Genomic DNA, 23,792 nt, shown 5'->3' with positions numbered 1-23,792 from the left:
AAAATGAAAAAGCCGAAGCAGCAAACAGTCAATCTTAACGACATCGATTTTGAAGACAAAAGTTACATTTTCACCTTTGAGCCGCTGATCAGCGACATGGTGCATTCCATTCAGGCGGTAGGGTTGATTCATCCGCCGCTGCTGGAGAAACGAAGCGACGGCATGTTGCGCATCATCTCCGGGCTCAGGCGCATCATTGCGCTGAAGCATCTGAAACAGAAAAAATTCCCCGCACTGGTTTACATTGCCGATAACGACAAAATTAACAAAGACTTATTTTTGACAAATCTCCACGATAATCTCGCCACACGGGAAATTAATGTCATCGAAAAAGCATTTATTTTGCACAAGTTAATTTTCGATCTGAAAATCAGCAAAAAAAGAACGATCAGCGACTTTCTCCCCTTGTTGGGTTTCGGGCAAAATTCGGAAATTTTAGACCGCTATCTGCCGCTAACGGAATTGCCCGACTATCTGAAAGCCGCACTGCTCGAAGATACGATTTCCATCGAAACCGCACAAATACTGGGAAATTTGCCCGAAGCAGAAAATGCGGAAATTTTTTTAATTTTCCAAAAATTAAATTTAGGGAAAAATCGCCAAAAGGAACTATTGCGCTTATTGTCGGATATACAGAAAGTCAGTTCACAGCCCCCGCTGGAAATTTTGAAAAAAAATGGAATCCAGGAGATTCTCCAAAGCGAAAAACTCACTCCGCCGGTGAAAACGCAGCGGATTATCGGAGAGCTAAGAAAAATCCGCTATCCCATTTACTCAAAAATCGAAGACAAATTTCTCGATTTGAAAAAAGAGCTCAAATTGCCTCCCGCGGTTCGGCTCAGTCCGCCGCCGTATTTTGAGGGCAGAAAATTTACGCTGGAGTTCACTTTTTCATCGCAAAAAGAATTCGACCAGATCGTCACTTTGCTGGAAAAAATAAAATCAGGCAAGAAAATCAAACCACTGGAAAAACTGACAGAAAATGACTGACAAACTATATCATCCCTCAAAACTTTTCATCGAAAAACGCGCGTTGAAACATCCGATCACCAATCGAATTATGGAGCGGCTGCCGCATCTGGAACCGGTCATTATCACTGACGTTGGCGAATTTATTTTAGCGGAAAAAAATAATTTCACAGACATTCCGCCGCAGGAGAAGCCGCTCATTCTGGCCTTTCAAAAAGGGGAATTTCTGAAAAAATGTCCGGGCACGCAAAAATACATTTGCTGCGGTTATCAAATTTTAAACCTGGTCAACAATTGTGAAATAAATTGTTCGTATTGCATTTTGCAAGGTTATCTGAACAGCCCGTTTATCATTGTGTACGTTAATCTGGAGCATTTATTTCGGGAGTTGGAAAATACTTTCGCCGAAAATCCTGACAGAATCTACCGCATCGGAACCGGCGAACTGGCGGACAGCCTGAGCACGGATCATTTGACTAATTTCAGCCGAGAATTAGTGCGCTTTTTCAACCACCGCACCAAAACCGTGCTGGAATTGAAAACGAAGACCACGCAGATCGAAAATTTTCTCGATGAGCCGCACCGCGGCAGGACTGTTGTGGCATGGTCTTTGAACACTCCCCGTGCCATTGCTTCCGAAGAAAAAACGGCGCCGTCTCTGGAAGAGCGCATTGGTGCGGCGGAAAAATGTCAGAAAGCCGGCTTCCGTCTTGCCTTTCATTTTGATCCCATGATCTATTATGAAAATTGCGAAGGAGATTACAAAGCCGTGGTGCGCAAGTTATTTGAAAAAATTGATCCGAAAAATATCATCTGGATCAGTCTGGGCGCGCTGCGCTATCCGCCGCATCTGGAAGGAATGATTCGTAAAAATCACCCGGAGTCAATGATCACTTACGGGGAACTTTTTCCTGGTCTGGACGGCAAATTCCGCTATTTCAAACCGATCCGCATCCGAATGTTTCGTGAAATTTACCGCGAAATTAAAAAAGCTGCACCGGATGTTTTCGTCTATTTATGCATGGAAAGCTCGGAAGTCTGGGAGAAATCTTTTGGCTGGACGCCGAAGACCAGCGCCGGATTGAAACGAATGATGGATGAACTGGTTTAGAATTTTCATTTTTTTGAAAAAATCACAAAACAGAGTGAATGAATGGGACTTACGTCAATTGTCAACTTTTTCTTTCTTTTGGTAACCATCTTTTATTCCCTGCTCGCCGCAGGTTTTTTAATCACTTTTTTTCTGGAAAAAAATTTTCGTGCCCTGAACCGGGGACTGCTGATTTTTATCCCGACAGGGGCGCTTCTTTTCACGCTGCTGTTCAGTGAATTCCCTTTAAAAAACGACATTCTGGCGACGGTCGACCTGCTTGCTTTTCTTTTTGCGGTCGCCATGTTCGTTCGCACGCCAGCTCCGCTGATGCGCAAAGACGAAAGACAGCAGCAGCGCGTTGACGAAAGAGATGCGCTTTTCCATCGATTTTACTTTCTGCGTCCGGGTATGCCTGAATTCAACGCCTATTATCAGAGCCATCAGGAAAAAAGAAAAACGGACGACGCGATTCGCCGCTTGCCCAATTTGGGCGAATCCGGATCGCGCGGCTATCATCCGATTAATTCTCTTTTTCAAACAGCCACTTTCGACATCATCGGTCGCATCAATCGACCGGCTTATTTCACCCCAGAAAAAAAATCTGATTTTCCCGTTGGGGTCGCTCCTGCCGAAATGACGCAAAGGCTCAAAGGCTACGCCCGCTATCTGGGTGCAGACCTCGTCGGCGTGACTGAGTTGAATCCGGCTTACGTTTACAGCCACAATGCCCGCGGAGAAGGCGACTGGGGCGCGCCGATTGAACTCAATCACAAATACGCCATTGCCATCGCCGTGGAAATGAAATCGGAAATGATCCGCCAGGCGCCGGATGTGGCTGTGAGCACGGAGAGTTCTTTGCGTTACATGGACACGGCAAAAATTGCGTTGATTATGGCTCGATTTATTAGTCTCCTCGGCTACGACGCCCGCGCCCACATCGACGGCAACTATCGCGTGATGTGCATCCCCATTGCCGTTGACGCCGGCCTCGGCGAATTGGGCAGATTGGGATTGCTTGTGACTCCAAAATACGGAGCCAGAATTCGTCTTTCTGTGGTGACAACAGATTTAGCTGTAACTCCTGACAAACCAATCGCGTTTGGCGTGCAGCATTTTTGTGAAATTTGCAAAAAATGCGCGCGGAATTGCCCTTCCGCTTCCATCAGCAATGACGAGAAAATCTGGGTCAAAGGCGTGGAAAAATGGCAGTCTCAGCAAGACACCTGTTATCGATTCTGGCGATTGCAAGGCTCGGACTGCTCGATCTGCATCAACGAATGTCCTTATTCTTATCCTACCACGCCGATGCACAATCTGACGCGCGCGTTGGTAAAGAACAACAATTTCTCCCGTCGCCTGAGCTATTGGGGGGATCGATTATTTTACGGGAGAAGAAACAAATCGTCATTGCCCTTGCCTGACTGGCACAAAAAATAGTGACAATAAAATGATCTCACATTGAGCGCGGGGAACCAGAAAAGTCCCCCTTTGAAGTCGAAGATGCGCTTCTGGCGTAGGGGATTTAGGGGGATGTCCGGTAGCTTGAATGCCAGAAGTATTGTTACTCTGACTAAGCAGTATTACTTACTCAATTTACCAACTTTTCGGAATTGCTCCCTTGACTTCTTTAAAAAATACTCGGTTTTTAGACCAAGCTCAACTATTCTATTTTATCAAAACTCAGCAAATCAATCAAGTCGTTTCGGGTGAACTGTTTGACAAGATTTGCATCGTCGGCGCGAACCAGATCGTTCATTAATTGTTTTTTCTTGCGAATGATGCGGTCGATTTTTTCTTCCAGCGTGCCTTCGGTGATCAGCTTGAACACCTGCACGCCGCGCGTCTGTCCGATGCGATGGACGCGGTCAGTCGCCTGATCTTCCACAGCCGCGTTCCACCAGCGATCGTAATGAATCACCACCGATCCGCCAATCAGATTGATGCCTTTGCCGGCAGCGCGCAGACTACCCACAAAAACTCGGCACTCGGGATCTTTGTTAAAGCAGTCGATCATTTTTTTTCGGTTGACAGTAGCGCCCTTGATGGTGGCAAAACCGATATTTTGTTCCTGCAAATATTGCTCAATCAAGGCGATCATGTTCAGATACTGACTGAACACGACCACTTTGAAGCCGCTGTTCAAACTTTCATCCAACAGCTCGCAGAACAAATCCCATTTCCCCGATTGGTATTTTTGATAATCGAGAGCTTTCTTATCGTCCAATTGAGCCGGGTGATTGCAAATTTGTTTCAAATAATTCAGCACAGCGAAAATGTGAATGTACGGCACCGGCGAGTCGGCTTTCGCCAACTTACTCACCAGAGAGCTCGCTTTCAATTTAATCACTTCTTCGTACATTTTTAATTGATCCCGGCTCAGTTCACATCTTCGCACTTCTTCAATTTTTGGCGGAAGCTCGGAAAGAACCTGTCCTTTGGTGCGGCGCAGCATGAAAGGACGAATCATTTTGTACAGCCGCTCCACCCGCTCTTTGTTGCCACCGCGCTCAATGGGATAGACGTACTGTTTGCGGAAAGAAAAATCTCCTCCGAGATAAGACGGCAGCACGATGTCAAAAAGCGCCTTGAGTTCCGAAAGACTATTCTCGATGGGCGTTCCTGTCAACCCGAGACGCATTTTCGCAGTCAACTGATTGATGGCGGCGTTGGTCAGGCTGGCTTTGTTTTTCGCGATTTGGATTTCGTCAAAAATTGCCACTTCAAGATTAATTTGAGACAATTCTTGCAAATCATTGCGCATGACGCCGTAAGATGTGAGAACGACGTTGTATTTGAATTTTTTCAGCGAATCCAGTTGGCGATTCGAGCCATAGTAGAGAATCAAATTCACTTTCTTTTTCAATTCGCCCAGTTTCTCCTGCCAATGCGGGATCACCGACGTCGGGCAAACGACTAAAAAATTCATCTTTTTCTTCGCCGCTATCATCACGCCGTCCAGCAGCGCCAGGGACTGGTACGTTTTTCCCAATCCCATGTCGTCACACAACAGGCCGGATAATTGATTTTCGTAAATGAACCACAGCCAACGAAATCCGTTGAGCTGATAGGGTCGCAGTTTGTAGCGGCATTTTGACAAATCAGGCACATCAGTGAGCGGCTGAAATTGGCTGAGATTGTCCACGATCGATTTCAGGCCGCGGCGACTTCCAACTTTGCTTCGCAGCGGCAAATGCGCATTGAGCTTAATGAAGCCCATTTTGTTGATTTTCAAATTATTGCCGTTTTTGTCAAAATATACTTCCGCATTATCAGCGCGCTCCTCGAGAAAATGGGTCAGCCATTTGAATTCCTGATTTTTCAAGTCGACCCAGTGATTCTTACTGATAAAATATCGTTTCCCGCTGCGCAACGCCTGATAGAGATCATACAACGAAATCGTGTCCTGGCCCACGCGATATTTCACTGACAAATACAGCCAGTCATCCTTCATCTCATCGACAAAAACATCCACCTGCTTTATCTTCGTCTCGATTTCCTGCTGCCGCAGCGAAGGACTGACTTCGATGAACTTGTCCGCATCGATGAATCTTTTGTACTCGCGAAGGAATTGCACGATTTCTTCATTGGGAAGCACTTTTTCCTGCAATCCGAAATATTCAGCATCAAAATAGTCGATGGTGCGCTTGAAAGGGTAAAATCCTTCGCCGGGCAAAAACAGGAATCTGCCAAACAGTACAATTTCAATTTTCGCTTCTGTGGTGAGATAAATTGGTTCTGCTTTGTCCGGCAACTGCAGCACCGGAATAATTTTCAAATCCGCATCATCCGTGACGCGCAGCGCATAATTCAGAATTGCTTTTGCTGCGTGAATTTTGAGCTCCGCGGCAATAGTTTCGTTTTGCATGAGTTTCTGCAAAATTTGCGGCACTTGATTTTTTTTCATCACAAATTGAAAATCGTTGTCGATGCGAATATTCAACTGTCCCGTTTCCGAGGAAAAATCCACGTGAAAGGGCAAATTGGCGTAATTTAGAAACCAATATTTACTGAAATCAAACCAAAAACTCTCTTCAAATTTTTGCTGCCAGGACATGAATCCGTTTTCGTTCATGCGGATTTCAATGGCAGTTTTTTCCCCCTCGATGATGTCGAGACTTTCCAGCGCCGAGTCATCCGGCAATTCTTCTTCGGAAAATTGTTTAAAAAATTGCCAGCGGTATTTTTGCACTAACCGCCCTGCTTTTTTAAAAAAAATTTTGAACCGAAAAACAAGTTCGCCGTCAGCATCGGCGCCGCTAACGACAAATTCTTTCCCTTTTTTCTCCGTTGCAATAGATAATTTATCCACCCCATAAAATTCAAATCCAATTTTCGCCAGGCTGCACCAGAGACTTTTTTCGTACAGCGCGTAACACGCCCCTTCTCTGACGGAAGACGAATCGCCACAATAAATCAAATGAAGCAGCGCCGTCGTGTGCTGGCAAATGGTGTACTGAAGCCAGGCATTGCACGAGCATTCGGTTTTTAGCGCCGAGCGATCCGTCTGAATCACAACGACAGGCCAATACTGACGCCCGCGGTCGGTAATTTTTGCCGTGTAACTATTCCTCACAAAATCAAAATAGGCATACTGCTCCTCCTGAACGATGCGCTGCGCCGCTTTTGCAATAGCGCTCGGAATTGTATTTTTAATTTTTTGCGGTAACTTTCCCATTCAATAAATTTTCTCCATTCAATCAAACAACGGAATCTGTCCCTCTTCGGCTTCGGCCGCCATTTTCGCCAGCGCTGTCGGCTTGAGCAACCGATACACCGGAAACTCGCCGAATTGCCGTCCCCACTGGCTAATGTAAAGATAGCGGTCGAAAAAATTCCAGAACACCAATCCGCCGTCGCTCGTCGGCTCCAACAAATAAGCGGCTAAATTTGCCAGCGGCTGATTCATGCCCACAAAGTAAGTTCCTTCCGGAAAATCGATTTTACTTTTTCGATACTCGCCGGTTAAAGTTGTCGGCAAATGTCCCTGAAACATTCTTTTGCTGTGCTCGGCTTTTTTAATGTGGAAAGTTTCCGCTTCCAGCGAAACAGGCTGAGTCAGCTTTTCCACAAAAATCCCGTGCTCCGCGAGTTTCGCGGCAATTTCTTTCAAATGAGCCGGGAAAAGATAGCCCTTTGCCATGACTACGGATTTGGTAATTTGAAAATCACCGTAAAACGGAACCGTGTAATCGTGGCGTGTGTCCAGCTTTTTCGCCCGCTGTCTGCCGCGCTGATCTTTGTAAATTTCAAAATCATAGCCGCGAATCAGAATCGGTTTCTCGAATGTCTCTGCCTTAAACTCGGTCCCGAATCTTTTCGACGTGTCCGCTGAAGTGCCGTAGTCCACAGCTTTCGCATCTGTCTCTTCGATCATTCTCACCATCTCTGGGGTATGCTTGTTTGTGTACTCCAAAATCTGCTCCACAAAATGATAGCACGCCTCCACTCTGGTCTTGAAATCAGCGTAGGCATAATTTTCGTCCAAAATGGAAAACCGATTCCGCAGACCCCAGTAATTTGTTCCGTAATAGGGCTGATGATTGAAAGTTCCCCAGCCTTTGGCAGGATCCGTCGCATCGCGGAAGAAGCCGTACGGAATGGACAAAATGCCGTATTCTTTTTCCAGCACCCGAGTGACGTGGGGAAGCAGTTTTTTTCTCAAATAATCGGGCAAAGTCATGTCCCCGTTCGGATTGTGCGCCGTGGCGTAAGTCAGCGGCTCGATGTGATAGGAGCCGTTCGTAGTGTGCAAATCCATCAGCAGCATCGGATCCCATAAATTCAAAATTTTCTCCACCGCTGCCAGATCTTCCGGTGATTCCAATTTGATGTAATCCCGATTCAAATCCAGATGTTGACCATTGTAGCGCACGCCGACGCCGCCGGTGGGACCGTGTTGATTGGTGCGATTGGTTTTGCTGATTTTTTCGTTGCCGTCGGGATTGTAGATGGGCGTGATCAACAACACTTGATTGTCCAGCAAATGATGCAATTTTCCCAGCAAAATTTCCCGCATCAGCATCAGCATTGCCTCTTTGCCCTCCACTTCGCCGGCGTGAATATTGGCCTGAATGTAAATTGCCGGCTTTCCCAGTCGCCGCAGTTCTTTTGGTGAAGCCGGCGCCGGACTGCCCAAAATCACCAAGGGAATTGTCCGACCTTCCGTCGATTCTGTCAAAGGCAACACGCGGATTTCCGTACTCTTTATTTGTAAGTTTTTCAAAAAATCCATCACTTCCGCGTAGCGGGTTGTCTCTGTGTAACTGCTTTTCTCTGCGCGAGTGAGTAGTTCCGTTGCCCAGAGTGAACTTGCCAGCAAGAGAAAAGAGAAAGAAAAAAGGGCTAATTTCCCTACTTTTTTCATAATTCCCGAGCTCCTCATTTGAGATGAAATTAATTCAGAAATCAAAATTATTTCTGATTCAATTCTTTAGCGACTTCCTGAACGCGGCGAAAAACGCGCATCAAATTGCCGCCCCAAATTTTACGAATATCATCTTCGGAATAGCCGCGCCGCACCAGTTCCAGCGTGATGTTGCCCATTTCCGAGACATCGTTGCAATCAGCGAGACCGCCGCCGCCGTCAAAATCAGTGCCGATACCGACGTGATCAACACCTACCAATTCAACAACATGATCGATTTGATCGACGAGGTCTTTGACAGTCGCTAATTTTTCAGGATATTTTTCCCGGATTCCGGAATATTCTTTCCTGACAATTTCCCGCAGAGAATCCGATTTGATTTCATCCCACTTACCGTATTTCTGCCACAATTTTTCCACTGCAGCTTCCCGTTCCGGATTTGGCGTTGGTTTTTTGACATAGGCACTGAGCAGACACATCTGCAGCACACCGCCATTTTCAGACAATTTTTTAATCATGTCGTCGGTTAAATTGCGCGGATTGTCACAAAGAGCGCGCGTATCCGAATGCGAAGCAATCACCGGCGCTTTGGTAATTTTCAGTACATCGTAAAATGACTCGTCGGAAACGTGCGAAATGTCCACCATCATCCCCAGCCGATTCATCTCCGCGACGACTTTCTCGCCGAATTCGCTGAGTCCGTGAAATTCAGGACCATTGGGGTCAGTGGATGAATCGCAAATATCATTGTTTCGCGTATGGCAAAGAGTAATATAGCGGGCGCCCATGTCGTAATATCGCTGCAGATAATTCAGGTCCGTGCCTACAGGATAGCCGTTTTCCATACCGATGTAGCACGCTAATTTCCCCTCTTTTTCCAAGCGATAAGCATCATCGGGATTGAGCGCCAACTCGATAGTATCGCCGTATTTTTCGCACATCTGTTTGATCGCCTGAAAAATACCATCGGCTTTTTCACGTGCTGCCTTGATGCCCTCTGGCGTGCGGGGACCCTGCCCCAGAAAAACAGCAAAAAATTCTGCGTCGAGACCGCCCTGTTTCATCCTTGGCAAATCAATTTTTCCGCTTTCGCGATCTTTGGGATCATGATAAACGCCGACATCCCAGCCGCCGCGCACAAGACGCATGGGCGTGTCGCAATGCGTATCAATGGTAAGAACCGATTTGTGAATTTGTGCCGCTTTTTCGCGCAAAGCTTCGTCGTCGCTGGGCTTTGCCGCAACCAGAAAAAGAAAAAGGAGAGAGAGAGCACAAAAGAGAACAAAGTGTTTCATGGCGACCTCGTTTGTTTGATGGAAGTTGATTGAATTTAGAAGAGTTTTTAAATCAACAAAAAATAAATATAAGATATTTTTTTTTGAATTGCAATAATTATATCGAAATAGTTGAGTGCGAATTCTTTGACAATTCTCTCTCCAATTAATTTCTCCATAAAATTTCTTGGGCCAGAAAACCCCCTCCCCCAAAATGCAAAAAGTGCCCTTTCTTTGAGCGGATTTTCCAAATGCAAGAAAAAAATTTTTTTATTAAAAATTAGTCCACTGATTTGCCGGCAAAATTTCAGCAACAAGAAAAACAAAACAAACCATAACCTTTTAATAATCAGGTATAAACAAGAAAATATTAAATTGCTGTTTGAATTCCATTTTTGTAATAAAACCCTTGACAAATGAAGTTAAAATTTGTATATTAAAATAACAAATTGTGAGAAATTATTTATTTTAACAAAAAATTGCTATAAACATAGCGGCAAACCATCACAGAATTTGAGGAAAAGTAAAGTAACGAGCATGATAAGGGGGAAAACCGTAGCTTTGATTCGTGGAATTCCACAGAGGTAACGCACCGCCACGGGCAATTTAAATTTCCCACCTCCTTTGCTCATCTGTGTGATTTCATAACCAACAAGTGGGAGGTATTACAATGGAAGGCACCTTTAAACGTTCATCTCTGAGTTGCATTAGCTTCCGGGTTCTTCTGTCATTACTGATTGCCACTTTTGTTTTAGGCAGCAACAAGCTTTTTTCCGATCAGCAGGAAAGCTTCAAAATTTACGTCGTAGGTGGAGATCGTTCATTTTCCGGACAGAAATTGCAAGCCGCAGGACATGAAGTCACATGGGAGGTCGATGCGCTCCAAATCAAATTGGCTGACCTAAGCCAATTTGATCAAGTGTGGTTTGTAGATATTTTTGCTGTGCCCGATGCCACCGGTCGGGCAAATTTGATCAATTTTATCAAGTCAGGGGGGAAGCTATTCTTTGTGGGGGACTCTTACAAGGAAGCTCGCGCTCCTTTGTTCAATTGGCGCGATAGCTTATTTAACGAATTAGGCGCCGGAGGCGTGAAGCAATCCGCCGATGTAAACCCATCTCAGACAATTTACTACACCAATCCCTTTCACGTGACCAGCTACACGCCCAACACAGTTCACTACATTGAACACGGCGAAGGCAGAAACGGCAGCTTCGAAAATATCGGCAACGGCACTGTGATCGTCGGCGCCGGATTGGACGCGACGGGCACACCGATCGCCATCGCTTTCAATTACGGCGATTTGGAAGAAGCGCCTCATTCGCGCGCAATCATTTATTTGAACAGCAACATGTACACCAACTGGGACTTGTACGTGGCGAATTTAGCAAAATTTTTGGGATCAAAGGACAAAACAATTTTGCAGGCTCGCTACACCAGCGCGCTTCCCGGCAGCCAGGGACATTTGAAAATCGCGTTGCACAATTCGCGTAACGTCTCCGGATTGCAATTCCGACTGACTGATATACCAGATGCGATCACGCCATTGCAAATCAATTCCACCGACCGATCTCTGTATTTTTCCACATCATGGGAAGATAACCATGACGGTTCGGTTTCCATTGTTATTTCAAGTCAGCAAGGCGCTTCAATTTTACCAGGAACGGGCTCCATTGCCGATCTCCTCTATCAAGTGAACGACGGCGTAAAAATGGGCGATAGCTGCGACATTGACCTGTCCGATGTATTGATTTCTGATGAGCTCAATGAGTCTCTATTGACAACTCTGCTAAACGGAAAATTTTACTGCGAAGTCCTTAAGGGCGACGTGATCATGGATGGCGTTATCAATGTCGTGGACCTTGTACGAATCATTGACATTATTTTAGGCCGACCGCCCGAGCCGACACAGACTGAGCTGGATGCTGCGGATTACAACAGTGACGGCGATGTTAACATTTTGGATGTGGTAGCGATTATAAACAACATTCTGGGCCGCGAGCCAGCGGGATTGCTGAAAACAGGCAACCTGAATTTGAATTTTCAATCCAATGAAGCGATATCAGGTAAAATGACTGGCGTCATCCCATTCTTCCTCACAAAAAAAACGCCAATCTCCGGCGCACAGATTCAGTTGCGATTTGATTCAAAAGCTGTTAAATTAGGCAATCCGACGCTGACAAATCGCGCGGACGGCATGACGCTCGTTACTTCGCGGAGCCAAGACAGACTTTCGATTCTCATTTTCGGAATGGACGGAAAATTGATCGCGCCGGACGACGAACCTGTTTTCAAATTGCCGGTGGTGGTCAAATCCAGGCAGTTCGACAAGAGCGCTTTTAATATTGAAAAAATGATTCTCGCCGACGGCAACGTAGCTCCTGTTGAAGTTGCTCTGGCGCAAGCAACTGATTTTAATTTACAAATGTTGCCAACCGCCTATCGCCTGGAGCAAAATTATCCTAATCCATTTAACATGGAAACGGAAATTCAATATCAGCTTCCCGAACAAACCGCAGCCAAGCTGACCATATTCAATGTTCTGGGCAGGAAGGTTGTGACCTTAGTTGACAAGGAACAAAAAGCCGGAGTCCATCGTATTTACTGGGATGGTCACGATGCCAACGGACAAATTGTTGGAACAGGTATCTATTTTTACCGGCTGCAAACGCCGACATTTACCCGAGCACGCAAAATGACGATTCTAAAATAGCGGGCAAATAAAAAAATAGATTTTGCTGCAGTAAAAAATTGATTTGACAGATTCTTTGACAAATAAATTAGTTTAGAGTTCCAGAGTTACGTTTCGAGTATGTTGTTAGTTAAATTTTTACAGGATGTCGCAGTCTCGAACGAAATTGTCAAATGTCTAAACACCAAAACAACTCGGAACTATGAACTCGAGACTATGAACAAAAACAACCGACACATTTCAAATTTTCGACAATTGGGGTGGGCAATCAGTTTGAAAATCACTAATTGAGTCGAGAGGGGTCTATGAAAGCGAAAATATTTTCTACTATTCTGATCTTTATCTGCTTGAGTCTTACTTCTGCGAGACCTCAAAGCGATACGCTTCAGGTGGTCGATACTGCGGGGGATATCGGCAGCGTTGAAAATACTGTGCCTGTCGTTTTGATCAACAATCAGGTCGTTCGAGGGCTGCAGCTAAAATTGTACTTTAATACCAACCTTGAATATAGCCGTGTGGAAAATACACCGCGAACAACCGGGTTCACCGTGTATCCGGAGATCGATAATTTAAATGGCATTTTGCAATTAGTATTAGTTTCTCTGGACACAAATCGCATTTTCCCGGGCACAGGCGAAATATTGAACGTCAAATTCAATGTTAAACCCAATGCGGTGCCTGGCAATTATCCTTTGAATCTCGCCGACATCGTGGCATCAAATTCTTTCTACGAATCCATTCCCATGTATGGCGTAAACGGTCTTTTTACTGTCGAGGGCGGTGTGATTCCGGTGGAACTTGCTTCTTTTAAGGCTGAATACAATCGCAGCAATCACGCTGTAAAATTGCAATGGACAACGCTCTCCGAAAAGGATAATTATGGCTTTGAAGTACAGCGCGACGCTGGGAATAATGATTTCGAAAAAATTGGTTTCGTCTCCGGACTTGGCAGTTACAATACGCCACAAACTTATTCTTTTGTCGATGACGACGTCGCTCTTGAATCTTACCGCTATCGGTTGAAACAGATCGATCTCACGGGTTCGTTTCAATTTTCGCCAGTGGTCACTGTCAAAATTGACGCGCCGCAGACTTTTTCTCTGGCACAAAATTACCCGAACCCGTTCTCTCTGGCGCAAAACGGAGCAAAAACGGTCATTCGTTTTGAGTTGCCAACCGCGGCAAACGTCGAGATCAAAATTTTTGACATTTTGGGCAGAGAAGTCCGCCGCCTCGTCTCGGGAAAACAAACTGCCGGCGTACACCGCATCCATTGGGACGGCACGGACGGTTACGGCAACCCGGTCAGCGCTGGAATTTATTTTTATCAAATGGAAACGGCGAAATTCAACGATATAAAAAAACTGTTAATTCTGGAATAATTTTAACAATAGATTCACCGCTTTCAGCGCAAAAAAAAACAGTTCTCAATCCTTCACTTCAGGGAAAATTTTTCCTTGACTTTGAATAAAATAAGTCGTATTATTGGCACAATAATTTTGACCCTTTTAAGCTTATCCCGTGAGGTAGGAAAAGGGAAACTCGTCAACTTAAGAGCCTTCCTGCGTCCAGGTGAAGGCTTTTTTTGTGCCCGGAAATTAAAAAGAAAGCGATCCGACAATGACAAGAAAAGTGAAAGCAAAAATCATCGACGAAAAAGGGTTGAAGCGCACCATCACGCGTCTTGCGCATGAAATTCTGGAAAGAAATCGCGGAACTGAAAAATTAGCGATCGTTGGCATTCGCACGCGAGGAGCTTATCTCGCTCAACGAGTCATCAAGGAAATCAAAAACATCGAGGGCATTTCCCTGCCGTTGGGCGCTCTGGACATCACTCTCTACCGGGATGATTTCCGGCAGCGATTGAAACAACCGGTGGTTCAGCAGAGCGACATTCCTTTTGACATCGACGAAAAAAATATTGTGCTCATCGACGATGTGCTCTACACGGGCAGAACCACGCGCGCTGCGTTGGAAGCGCTGATGTCTTTCGGCAGACCCGAGCGCATTCAGTTGGCGGTACTGGTTGACCGCGGGCATCGACAACTGCCGATTAAGCCGGACTATGTCGGGAAAAACATTCCCACTTCCATCGGCGAAGAAATTCAGGTAAAAATGAAGGAGGTCGACGATGAAGATTGTGTGCTGCTGGTCGAAAGTCCTGATGAGAGCGAAACTCCCGACGCGTAAAAATGAATCATTTTTTGACTAAAACAGACAAAGAAAGGCTGAACATTTCAACATGTCATTTAAAAGAAAACATTTGTTAGGGTTGGAAGATGTCTCGGCAGAAGAAATCACGCACATCCTGAACACCGCTGAGACGTTCAAAGAGGTATTGGCGCGACCAATCCCCAAAGTGCCCACGCTCCGCGGAAAAACCATCGTCAACTTATTTTATGAAGCATCCACGCGCACCCGTTTTTCATTTGAATTGGCTGAAAAAAGGTTGTCCGCCGATACGTTAAATTTTTCGACTTCCACCTCGTCCGTGAAAAAAGGCGAGTCTCTGCGCGACACCGCACAAAACATTGAAGCGATGAAAGTCGATATGGTTGTGATTCGCCACTCTGCGCCAGGTGCGCCCCACTATTTGACTCAATGCATTAAAGGTTCAGTCATCAACGCCGGCGACGGCTGCCATGAACATCCGACTCAAGCATTGTTAGACATGTTGACGATTCGCGACAAATACAAATATCTCAAAGGGTTACGCGTGGCAATCATCGGCGATATTTTACATTCACGTGTCGCCCGTTCCAACATCTACGGTCTGACTACCATGGGCGCGGAAGTAGCGCTCTGCGCGCCGCAAACGATGATCCCTTACGAAGCGGAAAAATGGAATGTGCGCATTTTCAACGATGTCGATGAAGCTATTGCTTTCGCCGACATTGTGATGGCGTTGCGCATTCAAATGGAGCGGCAGACGCAGAACTTTTTTCCCACGCTGCGCGAATATCACAATTATTTCGGAATCACCAAAGAAAGATTGGATCGAGCGAATAAAAAAATTACCATCATGCACCCGGGTCCGATTAACCGCGGCATTGAACTGGACAGCGATCTCGCCGATGATGATCGTTATTCCGTGATCTTAAATCAGGTGACTAACGGCGTCGCTATTCGCATGGCGGTTTTGTATTTGCTAGGCGGCGAATTGCAAGAGTGAGTTTGGCAATCGATGTTTGGTCACTAATATCTGTCAAAGTCGTCTGAATTTAAAGCGTCAGATTTTTAGAGCAGACAGAATAAAATCCCGGCGGATTAAGGCATCGCTTTTTGATTGCGGCTGAGCAGTGATTGGACAAAGGACATTGGGTTACGTTTCCCGTAGCTTTTTGAAAAATATTCTTAAAAAAATCAGGTGAAATTAAAAATGAAAAAGAAATTGCAAAAAAGCCATGTCATCGGCAATGAAATGTCGGGGAGCAAATTTCAAAAGGCTGAAAAAATTTTATTGAAAAATGTGACGATTATTGATGACGGCTACAATGAGCAAAAACAATGGGATATTTTCATCATCGACGGCAAAATCAATGCCATCAACCCGACCTCGGAAAAGACGGATTTCAATGGCGCTGTGCTGGATTTGTCCGGGAAATTAGCGCTGCCCGGGTTGCTGGACATGCACGTGCATTTTCGCGAACCGGGCAGGGAAGACGAAGAAACTCTGAAGTCCGGCGCCCATTCCGCAATGGCAGGCGGCTTTACTGCGGCATGCACCATGCCCAACACAAATCCGGCGACGGACAATCGCGAAGTGATTGAATTCATCCTCGACGAGATGAAAAATCATCTTTTTTCGATTTATCCCATCGCAGCCATTACCAAAGATCAGCAGGGTGAAAAATTAGCGGAAATGGCGGAATTAGTGGATGCCGGCGCCGTCGCTTTTTCCGATGACGGCAAATCTGTAGCGAACAGTTTACTACTGCGGCGCGCACTGGAATATTCGAAAATGTTTAATGTTCCGATTATCGAGCACTGCGAAGACGCTCATCTTGTCGGCAGCGGCGACATGCACGAGGGATTTGTTTCATCGAATCTGGGACTCGCCGGAATGCCGGCAATCGCTGAAGACGTCATCGTCGCGAGAAATCTGATGTTGGCAGAATACACCGGCGGCAAAATTCACATCGCACATATTTCCACCAAAGGCGCCGTGGATTTAGTGCGTCAGGCAAAAGACAAAGGTATCGACGTCACGGCCGAAGCGACACCGCACCATTTTTCTCTGACCGACGAGGCTGTTCGCTCGTTTGATTCCAATTTCAAAATGAATCCACCGCTGCGCAGCGAAGAGCACGTCGCGGCAATCATCGAAGGTCTGAAAGACGGAACCATCGACGCCATTGTTACCGACCACGCGCCGCATTCCATTGAAGAAAAAGACGCTGAATTTTCTGCGGCGCCGTTCGGCATCATTGGGCTGGAAACTGCGCTGGGTCTGGTTGCTAAGCAATTAGTCAAGCCAGGAATTTTGTCATGGCAGGACATCGTTCAAAAAATGTGCAAGAATCCGTATCGCATTTTGGGACTGGAAGCTCCACAAATCAAAGCGGGCGAAATTGCCAATTTGACCATCATCGACCCGGCTGGTGAATGGGAAGTCGACAAATTTAACATGAAATCACGCTCACGGAACACGCCTTTTCACGGCTGGAAACTGCCGGTGCGTGCTTTTGCAGTGTTGAACAATGGCTATTTTTATCTTGCTGAAAAATAGAATATTTTCAAAATTCCAAATTTTGGAAGGAACCCGACCATGGCAGATTACCCTGTTTCCGCTTGCTGCGAGGAAATGTCCCCCTTTATCGTAATGGATATTCTGGAGAGAGCGCAAAAACTGGCAAGCGAGGGAAGATCGATCATTCATCTGGAAATAGGCGAGCCTGATTTTGACACGCCGGAAAAAATAGTGAGTGCTGCAAAAGAAGCGCTGGACAAAGGCGATACGCACTACACGCACAGCCTGGGAACGGTCGCTCTGCGCGAAGCCATTTGCCAACATTACAAAAAAAATTACAACGTTCAGATTTCTCCCGAACAAGTCATTGTCACTTCAGGCACTTCCCCGGCGTTGCTATTAGCGCTGTCAGTGCTGACCGATCCCGGCGACAACATTATCCTCTCAAATCCGGGCTATGCCTGCTACAAAAATTTTCTCACTTATCTGCGCACAAAGTTAAACTTCGTCAACGTTTACGAGGAAGACGGTTTCCAGTACCGCCCGGAAAAAATCCGCAAGCAAATCAATAACCGAACGCGAGCCATTCTAATCAACTCTCCCAGCAATCCCACCGGCAATCTTTTGGCGGATGAAAAAATGGAAGAAATCGCCTCGCTGGAGCCGGTCATCATTTCCGATGAAATTTATCATGGGCTGACCTACGGCGCGCGAGCGCGATCAATTTTAGAATTCACTTCCCGGGCAATCGTGTTGAACGGATTTTCAAAATTATTCGCCATGACTGGCTGGCGTTTGGGCTACCTGATTCTACCGCCGGAATTGGTGCGCCCCGTGCAAAAAATGCAGCAGAATTTGTTCATTTGCGCTAACTCATTTGTGCAGAGCGCCGGAGTTGTTGCCCTGGTCGAACATCATCCGGAGATTGGCCGTACAGTTAAAATTTACGATGAACGGCGGCAATTTATGATTCGGCGGCTACGCGAGATCGGTTTCGGCATCACAATCGAGCCCCGCGGCGCTTTTTATGTATTTGCCAATGCCGGGAAATTTCGTCAGGATTCTTACGAGTTTGCTTTTGAGTTATTGGAAAAAACCGGTGTCGCGGTGACGCCGGGCATTGACTTTGGCAGCAACGGCGAAGGTTATCTGCGTTTTTCCTATGCCAATTCTCTGAAAAACATTTCTGTTGCCATGGACAGATTGGAAAAATATCTGGCTTAACATTGAAAAAAATAGGCGCTCAAAATTACCCTCGGAACAAATTTTTTTCATTTTTTTCATTTTTTACTTGACTTATTGAAATAAAATTGTTAATTTTTTTTCATGTTTATGGAAGCGCTTTAAAATTAGCAACACTGCATTAATAATTCAAGGAATAAATTATAGAACTATGTTCTCAATGATGATCAAAATTTCGATGCCGATCAATTACGACACAAAGCGATGGCATTTACAGCTACGTAATGTGTTTGCGTGGAATATTCTTTTGCACATAATTTATGGCTATCTCATATCGAAAATATTCACGCCTAAAATGCGAATGTAATCTAAATGTAACATTCGCATTTTATATTTTACGGCTATTCCAAAGGGGTGATTTTAAAATAAATTTAAAAATGGGAAAGGAGGCGATAACTTCACAAACTAAATTTTTACAGTTCAGCAAATTGAATCGAAATATTTACCCTAATTCCCTTTATTAACCTATCAGGAGGACGCTTTATGAAAAAACTACTCATTCTTGCGCTTGTGCTCATGCTTCCTTTGGCTTTGTTTGCACAACGAGGAACAATTACCGGTAAAGTCACTGACGCAAATACCGGCGATGCACTCGTGGGGGCAAATGTCGTCATTAAAGGCACAACGATCGGGAGCGCTGCCGGAATTGACGGCGCCTACAAGATCACCAAAGTGCCTGCCGGAACTTATACGCTACGCGCATCTTTCATCGGCTACAAAATGGCTGAAAAACAGGTGCAGGTAACTTCCGGCCAGGTTGTCGAGGTCAACTTTCAGCTCGGGGAAGATGTCATTTTCGGACAGGCGATCAGCATCGTTGCCGACCGCGCGAAAGAGCGCGAAACGCCGGTTGCTTTTACCGACATCCGTAAAGTGGACATGGTTCAGCGCCTGGGCTCTCAGGATATTCCAATGATCCTGAACACGACTCCCAGCGTGTACGCCACCATGCAGGGCGGCGGCGCCGGCGACGCCAGAATCAATGTGCGCGGTTTCAACCAGAGAAATGTCGCCATTATGATCAACGGCGTTCCGGTCAATGACATGGAAAATGGCTGGGTGTACTGGTCTAACTGGGACGGTATAGCTGACGCGACTTCCTCCATTCAGATCCAGCGCGGTTTGAGCGCCGTTAATTTGGCGACACCATCGATTGGTGGAACCATGAATATTATTACCGATCCCACCAGCATGGAAAAAGGCATTACTTTCCGTCAGGAAGTGGGAACTGCTGGATTTTTGAAAACTACGTTGACGGCAAACAGCGGCCTGGTTGCCGATAAATTTGCTTTCAATGGATTAGTAGTCCGCAAAACCGGCGACGGCTTCATTGACAAAACCTGGACAGATGCCTGGGCATACTACTTTGGCGCCAGTTGGAACGTAAACGCCAATAACCGTTTGGAATTATACGCCCTCGGCGCACCTCAGCGTCATGGTCAGAATTTGTATAAACAAAATATTGCCGTTTATAGCCATGATTTTGCCAAAAACCTGAGCGACTACGATCAAGCTGCTTTTGATAAATTCCAGGAAAAAGGCAGAGAGTTCAATCAGAACTGGGCTCCGGTCAGTTCATCTTACAAAGGCAAACAGGCGTGGAATGAAAAAACAGGCGATCGCTACAATCCCAATTTCATCAATGAGCGAGAAAATTTCTTCCACAAACCGCAAGTAAACTTGAACTGGTTCAGCAAATTTAATGACCAGATGAGCCTGTACACGGTTCTGTATTATTCCGGCGGACACGGTGGCGGCACAGGAACCTATGGCAACGTTTACACCAAAGATGCTAACGGCAAATTGGGCGATGATGACTATAAATTTTACTATGGTCCTTCTCCCTGGGTCCGTGATTGGGACGCAACAATTGCCATGAATTCCGGTCCTGCCGGAGATTACTATGTTGATAAAAAGAAATTGACCAAAGAAGACGGTCAGTCTTTAGGCATTTTGCGCAATAGCCGCAATAACCAGTGGACTATCGGCGCCATCTCCAAATTGAATTACAAATTCAGCGACAATTTGAAGAGCACCTTTGGCGTTGACTGGAGAACAGCGGAAATCGAGCATTATCGTGAAGTCCGCGATTTACTTGGCGGCGAATTTTACATTAAGAAAAATGATGCGTTTCATCCCGATCAAAAAGTCGGATTGGGTGAGAAAATCGCCTATAACTTCACCAATACCGTTGATTGGTTCGGTTTCTTTGGCCAGGCGGAATACAGCTCCGCACGCGTAACCGCTTACGGCATGGCCGGCTACTCCACCATTAAATACACCCACACCAACCATTTCAAAAAAGAAGAAGGCACGAATAATGAGCTTTATCTGAAATCCGACCAGATTGGCGGCTATCAGGTAAAAGGTGGCGCCAGCTACCGCGTCACTTCCGCTTTGGACGTGTACGGAAACCTCGGCTATGTCTCCAAAGTGCCGATTTTCGACCAAGTGATTGATGATTACACTTCCACAGTCGCCACAGATCCGAAAAATGAAAAATTCATCTCTGGCGAACTTGGCGTAAACTGGGCCGGGTTGGACAATACATTGACCGCCAAAATGAATCTTTATTACACAACATGGAAAGATCGCTCCGTCACCAGAGGCGTGCGCGACCTGGATGGCAACGAAGCGATTCTGTTCATTTCCGGATTGAATGCCCTACATCAGGGTATTGAATTCGAATCTGCTTACCAGCCCATGGAAATGTTCCGCCTGGATTTGGCAGCCAGTATTGGTAACTGGAAATATCTGGATGACGTTGATGTATTGTACAAAGATTACAGTAATCCAGACAATCCTGACAAAAGATATCAACTCTACATCAAAGACTTGAAAGTCGGCGATGCTCCGCAGACACAGTTTGCTCTCGCGGGCTCTGTTTACCCGATGCCTGGTCTGACCGGACAGCTTGTCTTCCGTTATTACCAGAATCATTTTGCGGATTTCGATCCGACCAACAGAACCGATAAGAACGACAGGACTCAGAGTTGGGAAGTTCCGTCAGCTTATGTGATGGATTTCCATGCAGCTTATGATTTGCCGTTTAGCTTTAGCGGTATCAAATTCCAGTTGTTCGCTCATGTATTCAATATTCTGGATCAAGAATACATCCAGGACGCTGTTGACAACAGCCGTTACAATGCCTGGAGCGGAGACGACGACAAACATGATTCCGACAGCGCAGAAGTTTTCTTCGGTCTGCCGAGAACATTTAATATCGGACTGGCGTTGCGCTATTAGTTAAATGCTTGTTTTAGGCTGAATTAAAAAGCCCTCCTTAAATTTCAGGGAGGGCTTTTCTATTACCAGGAGAACACTGAACATGAAGCTCAAGCATCATTTTTTCGGGGCAAAATTCGTCTGGATTTTGTTCTTTATTTTTCTCAGTACTTTACCCGCGCTGCCAGTTCAAAATACTTTACAAAAACCCTATCTCATCCTTATTTCTTTTGACGGTTTCCGTTGGGATTACGTTCAAAGAAAAATTACACCAAACCTAAATTTTATGGCTAAAAATGGCGTCGCTGCTCTTTCGCTGGAGCCGGTTTTCCCCTCCAAGACTTTTCCCAATCACCTGTCCATCGTCACCGGCATGTATCCGACGCATCACGGCATCATTCGCAATGATTTTCTCGATCCGTTTTCCCGACAACGCTACAAAGTCGGTGACACTAAATCTGTGCGAAACGCCTACTGGTATCAGGGAGAAGCTTTTTGGGAGACGGCAGAGAGACAGGGAATCATCAGCGCCAGCTATTTCTGGCCCGGCTCCGAACTCACGCTCGAATATCGGCGCCCTACTTTTTTTGAATTTTACGATGGAAAGCGCAGCTACGAAGAAAGAGTCAACGGAGTCATTCGCTGGCTGCAATTGCCCGAAAAGCAGAGGCCGCATTTCATCACGCTCTATTTCGAAGCCACAGACAACCAAGGCCATCGCCATGGGCCTGATTCACCGGAAGTGAATGAAGCCATTCAAAAATTAGACAAAACACTGGGGCTGCTGTTTGAAAGATTGAAAGAAATTGATTTATTTGATAAAACAAACATCATCGTCGTGTCCGACCACGGCATGACTGCCACTCCCGGCGACCAGATTATCAACGTCAACAATCTGGTCAAAAATTGTAAATTTAAATCGCAGGGTACAGGACCGCTGATGATGATCGATGCTGACGATGAAAATATCAATCAAATCTACGATCAGCTCGCTTCGCAGGAAAATCATTTCCAGGTCTTCCGCCGCGAGCAAATGCCGGAGTATTTCCACTTTTCCCGTCATCCGTTTATTTCGCCGATCATTTTAGTCGCGGAACCCGGCTGGACACTGGTCAATCGAACGCTGGAAAAAATCGGCTACCGACTTTTGTCCAAAGGAAATCACGGCTACGATAATCATTTTTTGGACATGCACGGCATTTTTTTCGCCATGGGGCCGGCGTTCAAAAAAAATTATCGCACCGGGACTTTGCGCAACATCGACATTTATCCGCTGCTGTGCAAAATTTTCAATATTTTTCCGCGGGAAAATATTGACGGAAAATTGGAGAGAATTGAGTTTATTTTGAAATAAAAAAATCACTGAATGACTGATCAGCCAATTGGAGAGATGCAAAAATGAAGCTCGCCGCCAGACTTTCTGTCATGCTGCCATTTTTAATTCTTTTTTCAAGTAAATTGTACTCCCAGGATTCATCTGCCGTCATCGCTCAAATTCGCCAGTTCGAAAAAACAGTTGGCGGACGGATTGGCGTCATGGCGAAAAATCTGGACACGGGCGAACAAATCGGCTATCGCGCGTCCGAAAAATTTCCCACTGCGAGTGTGATCAAATTGCCGGTGATGGTGGAGTATTTTTTTCAGGTGAAAGAAGGAAAAGTCTCGCCAACGCAGGAAATCGAACTTTCCGATGCGAATAAATGGGGCGGTTCCGGTTTGTTCCAATTTTTCAATGGCATGTCGCAACAAAAATTGACCGATGCGGTTTTGCTGATGATCACCATCAGCGACAACACGGCAACGAACATGGTCATTGATGCCCTCGGCAGAACTCATGCTGAAAAATTAGCGGCAGTCAACGACCGCATGGTCGCGTTGGGTCTGAAAAACACCCGTTTGCTGAACAAATTGATGTCATGGGAAACGAAAACAAATTCGCCGGAATCCATTCGCTACGGCGTCGGTGTTTCCACGCCGGGAGATATGAATCTGCTCTGCGAGAAAATTTTCAGACGGGAAATTGTTGATTCCGCCGCCTGTGACGCAATGATTGATTTAATGAAAAAGCAATTTTACAATGACAAAATCCCAAGATTTTTACCTAAAGAGGAGGCGCAAATTCGCGTCGCCCACAAAACCGGCAGCGTTACCGGCGTTTCCAATGACGTGGGACTTATTTTGTCACCGCGGGCAAATATTTCTTTGGCCATTTTCATCGAAGAAGCGCGCGATCGCCGGGGCGG

The 23,792-nt window shown here is 45.8% G+C and carries 15 protein-coding genes; 12 read left to right on the top strand and 3 right to left on the bottom strand.

Translation table 11 applies throughout. The features are described from left to right. Positions 1-3 precede the first annotated feature (3 nt). The 3 genes from GXO74_07040 to GXO74_07030 are packed head-to-tail and all read left to right on the top strand — an operon-like array spanning position 4 to position 3,499. On the top strand, positions 4-990 hold the full coding sequence (locus GXO74_07040; protein ID NOZ61421.1) for a ParB/RepB/Spo0J family partition protein: 987 nt from the start codon (positions 4-6) through the stop codon (positions 988-990). Further along, complete coding sequence (locus GXO74_07035) at positions 983-2,080, top strand: DNA photolyase (GenBank protein NOZ61420.1); 1,098 nt, start codon at positions 983-985, stop codon at positions 2,078-2,080. The genes GXO74_07040 and GXO74_07035 overlap by 8 nt, the downstream gene beginning before the upstream one ends. Positions 2,081-2,122: 42 nt before the next feature. Further along, the gene (locus GXO74_07030) at positions 2,123-3,499 is read left to right on the top strand and encodes a reductive dehalogenase (protein NOZ61419.1); all 1,377 of its coding nucleotides are present in this window, start codon (positions 2,123-2,125) and stop codon (positions 3,497-3,499) included. A 223-nt stretch (positions 3,500-3,722) separates the two neighbouring features. Here the strand turns inward: GXO74_07030 and GXO74_07025 are convergent, their stop codons facing one another. From GXO74_07025 to GXO74_07015, 3 genes are read right to left on the bottom strand one after another with little or no spacing between them, the layout of a single operon-like run. After that, complete coding sequence (locus GXO74_07025; GenBank protein NOZ61418.1) at positions 3,723-6,737, bottom strand: DEAD/DEAH box helicase; 3,015 nt, start codon at positions 6,735-6,737, stop codon at positions 3,723-3,725. 18 nt (positions 6,738-6,755) lie between these two features. Then, positions 6,756-8,426: a M14 family metallopeptidase gene (locus tag GXO74_07020; protein NOZ61417.1), complete on the bottom strand. Its 1,671-nt coding sequence runs from the start codon at positions 8,424-8,426 to the stop codon at positions 6,756-6,758. Between the two features lie 47 nt (positions 8,427-8,473). Further along, complete coding sequence (locus GXO74_07015; protein NOZ61416.1) at positions 8,474-9,721, bottom strand: membrane dipeptidase; 1,248 nt, start codon at positions 9,719-9,721, stop codon at positions 8,474-8,476. A gap of 649 nt (positions 9,722-10,370) precedes the next feature. On the opposite strand from GXO74_07015, the gene GXO74_07010 reads away from it, so the two are divergent. From GXO74_07010 to GXO74_06970, 9 genes are all read left to right on the top strand, one after another. Next, a complete protein-coding gene (locus GXO74_07010; GenBank protein NOZ61415.1) occupies positions 10,371-12,413 on the top strand; it encodes a T9SS type A sorting domain-containing protein in 2,043 nt (680 codons plus the stop codon). A 284-nt stretch (positions 12,414-12,697) separates the two neighbouring features. Next, a complete protein-coding gene (locus GXO74_07005) occupies positions 12,698-13,774 on the top strand; it encodes a T9SS type A sorting domain-containing protein (GenBank protein NOZ61414.1) in 1,077 nt (358 codons plus the stop codon). Positions 13,775-14,012: 238 nt separating this feature from the next. After that, positions 14,013-14,582: a bifunctional pyr operon transcriptional regulator/uracil phosphoribosyltransferase PyrR gene (pyrR, locus tag GXO74_07000; protein ID NOZ61413.1), complete on the top strand. Its 570-nt coding sequence runs from the start codon at positions 14,013-14,015 to the stop codon at positions 14,580-14,582. Positions 14,583-14,634: 52 nt separating this feature from the next. Beyond that, a complete protein-coding gene (locus tag GXO74_06995; protein ID NOZ61412.1) occupies positions 14,635-15,564 on the top strand; it encodes an aspartate carbamoyltransferase catalytic subunit in 930 nt (309 codons plus the stop codon). 249 nt (positions 15,565-15,813) lie between these two features. After that, entirely contained in the window at positions 15,814-17,121 is a 1,308-nt protein-coding gene (locus GXO74_06990) for a dihydroorotase (protein ID NOZ61411.1), read from the top strand. Between the two features lie 39 nt (positions 17,122-17,160). Beyond that, positions 17,161-18,306: a pyridoxal phosphate-dependent aminotransferase gene (locus GXO74_06985; protein NOZ61410.1), complete on the top strand. Its 1,146-nt coding sequence runs from the start codon at positions 17,161-17,163 to the stop codon at positions 18,304-18,306. 501 nt (positions 18,307-18,807) lie between these two features. Then, positions 18,808-21,570 carry a TonB-dependent receptor gene (locus GXO74_06980; GenBank protein NOZ61409.1) on the top strand — a complete coding sequence of 921 codons (2,763 nt, stop codon included), beginning with the start codon at positions 18,808-18,810 and terminating at the stop codon, positions 21,568-21,570. 82 nt (positions 21,571-21,652) lie between these two features. After that, positions 21,653-22,903 (top strand): alkaline phosphatase family protein, encoded by a 1,251-nt coding sequence (locus tag GXO74_06975; protein ID NOZ61408.1) that lies wholly within the window; start codon positions 21,653-21,655, stop codon positions 22,901-22,903. 44 nt (positions 22,904-22,947) lie between these two features. Further along, positions 22,948-23,792 (top strand): serine hydrolase (locus tag GXO74_06970; protein ID NOZ61407.1); only part of this gene is annotated, 845 nt, incomplete at its 3' end.

Source organism: Calditrichota bacterium (assembly GCA_013152715.1).
In the GTDB taxonomy this organism is placed as follows: domain Bacteria; phylum Zhuqueibacterota; class Zhuqueibacteria; order Thermofontimicrobiales; family Thermofontimicrobiaceae; genus 4484-87.
Note: the sequence above shows the minus strand (reverse complement) of the source record. Positions and strands in the feature narration are given on the sequence as shown.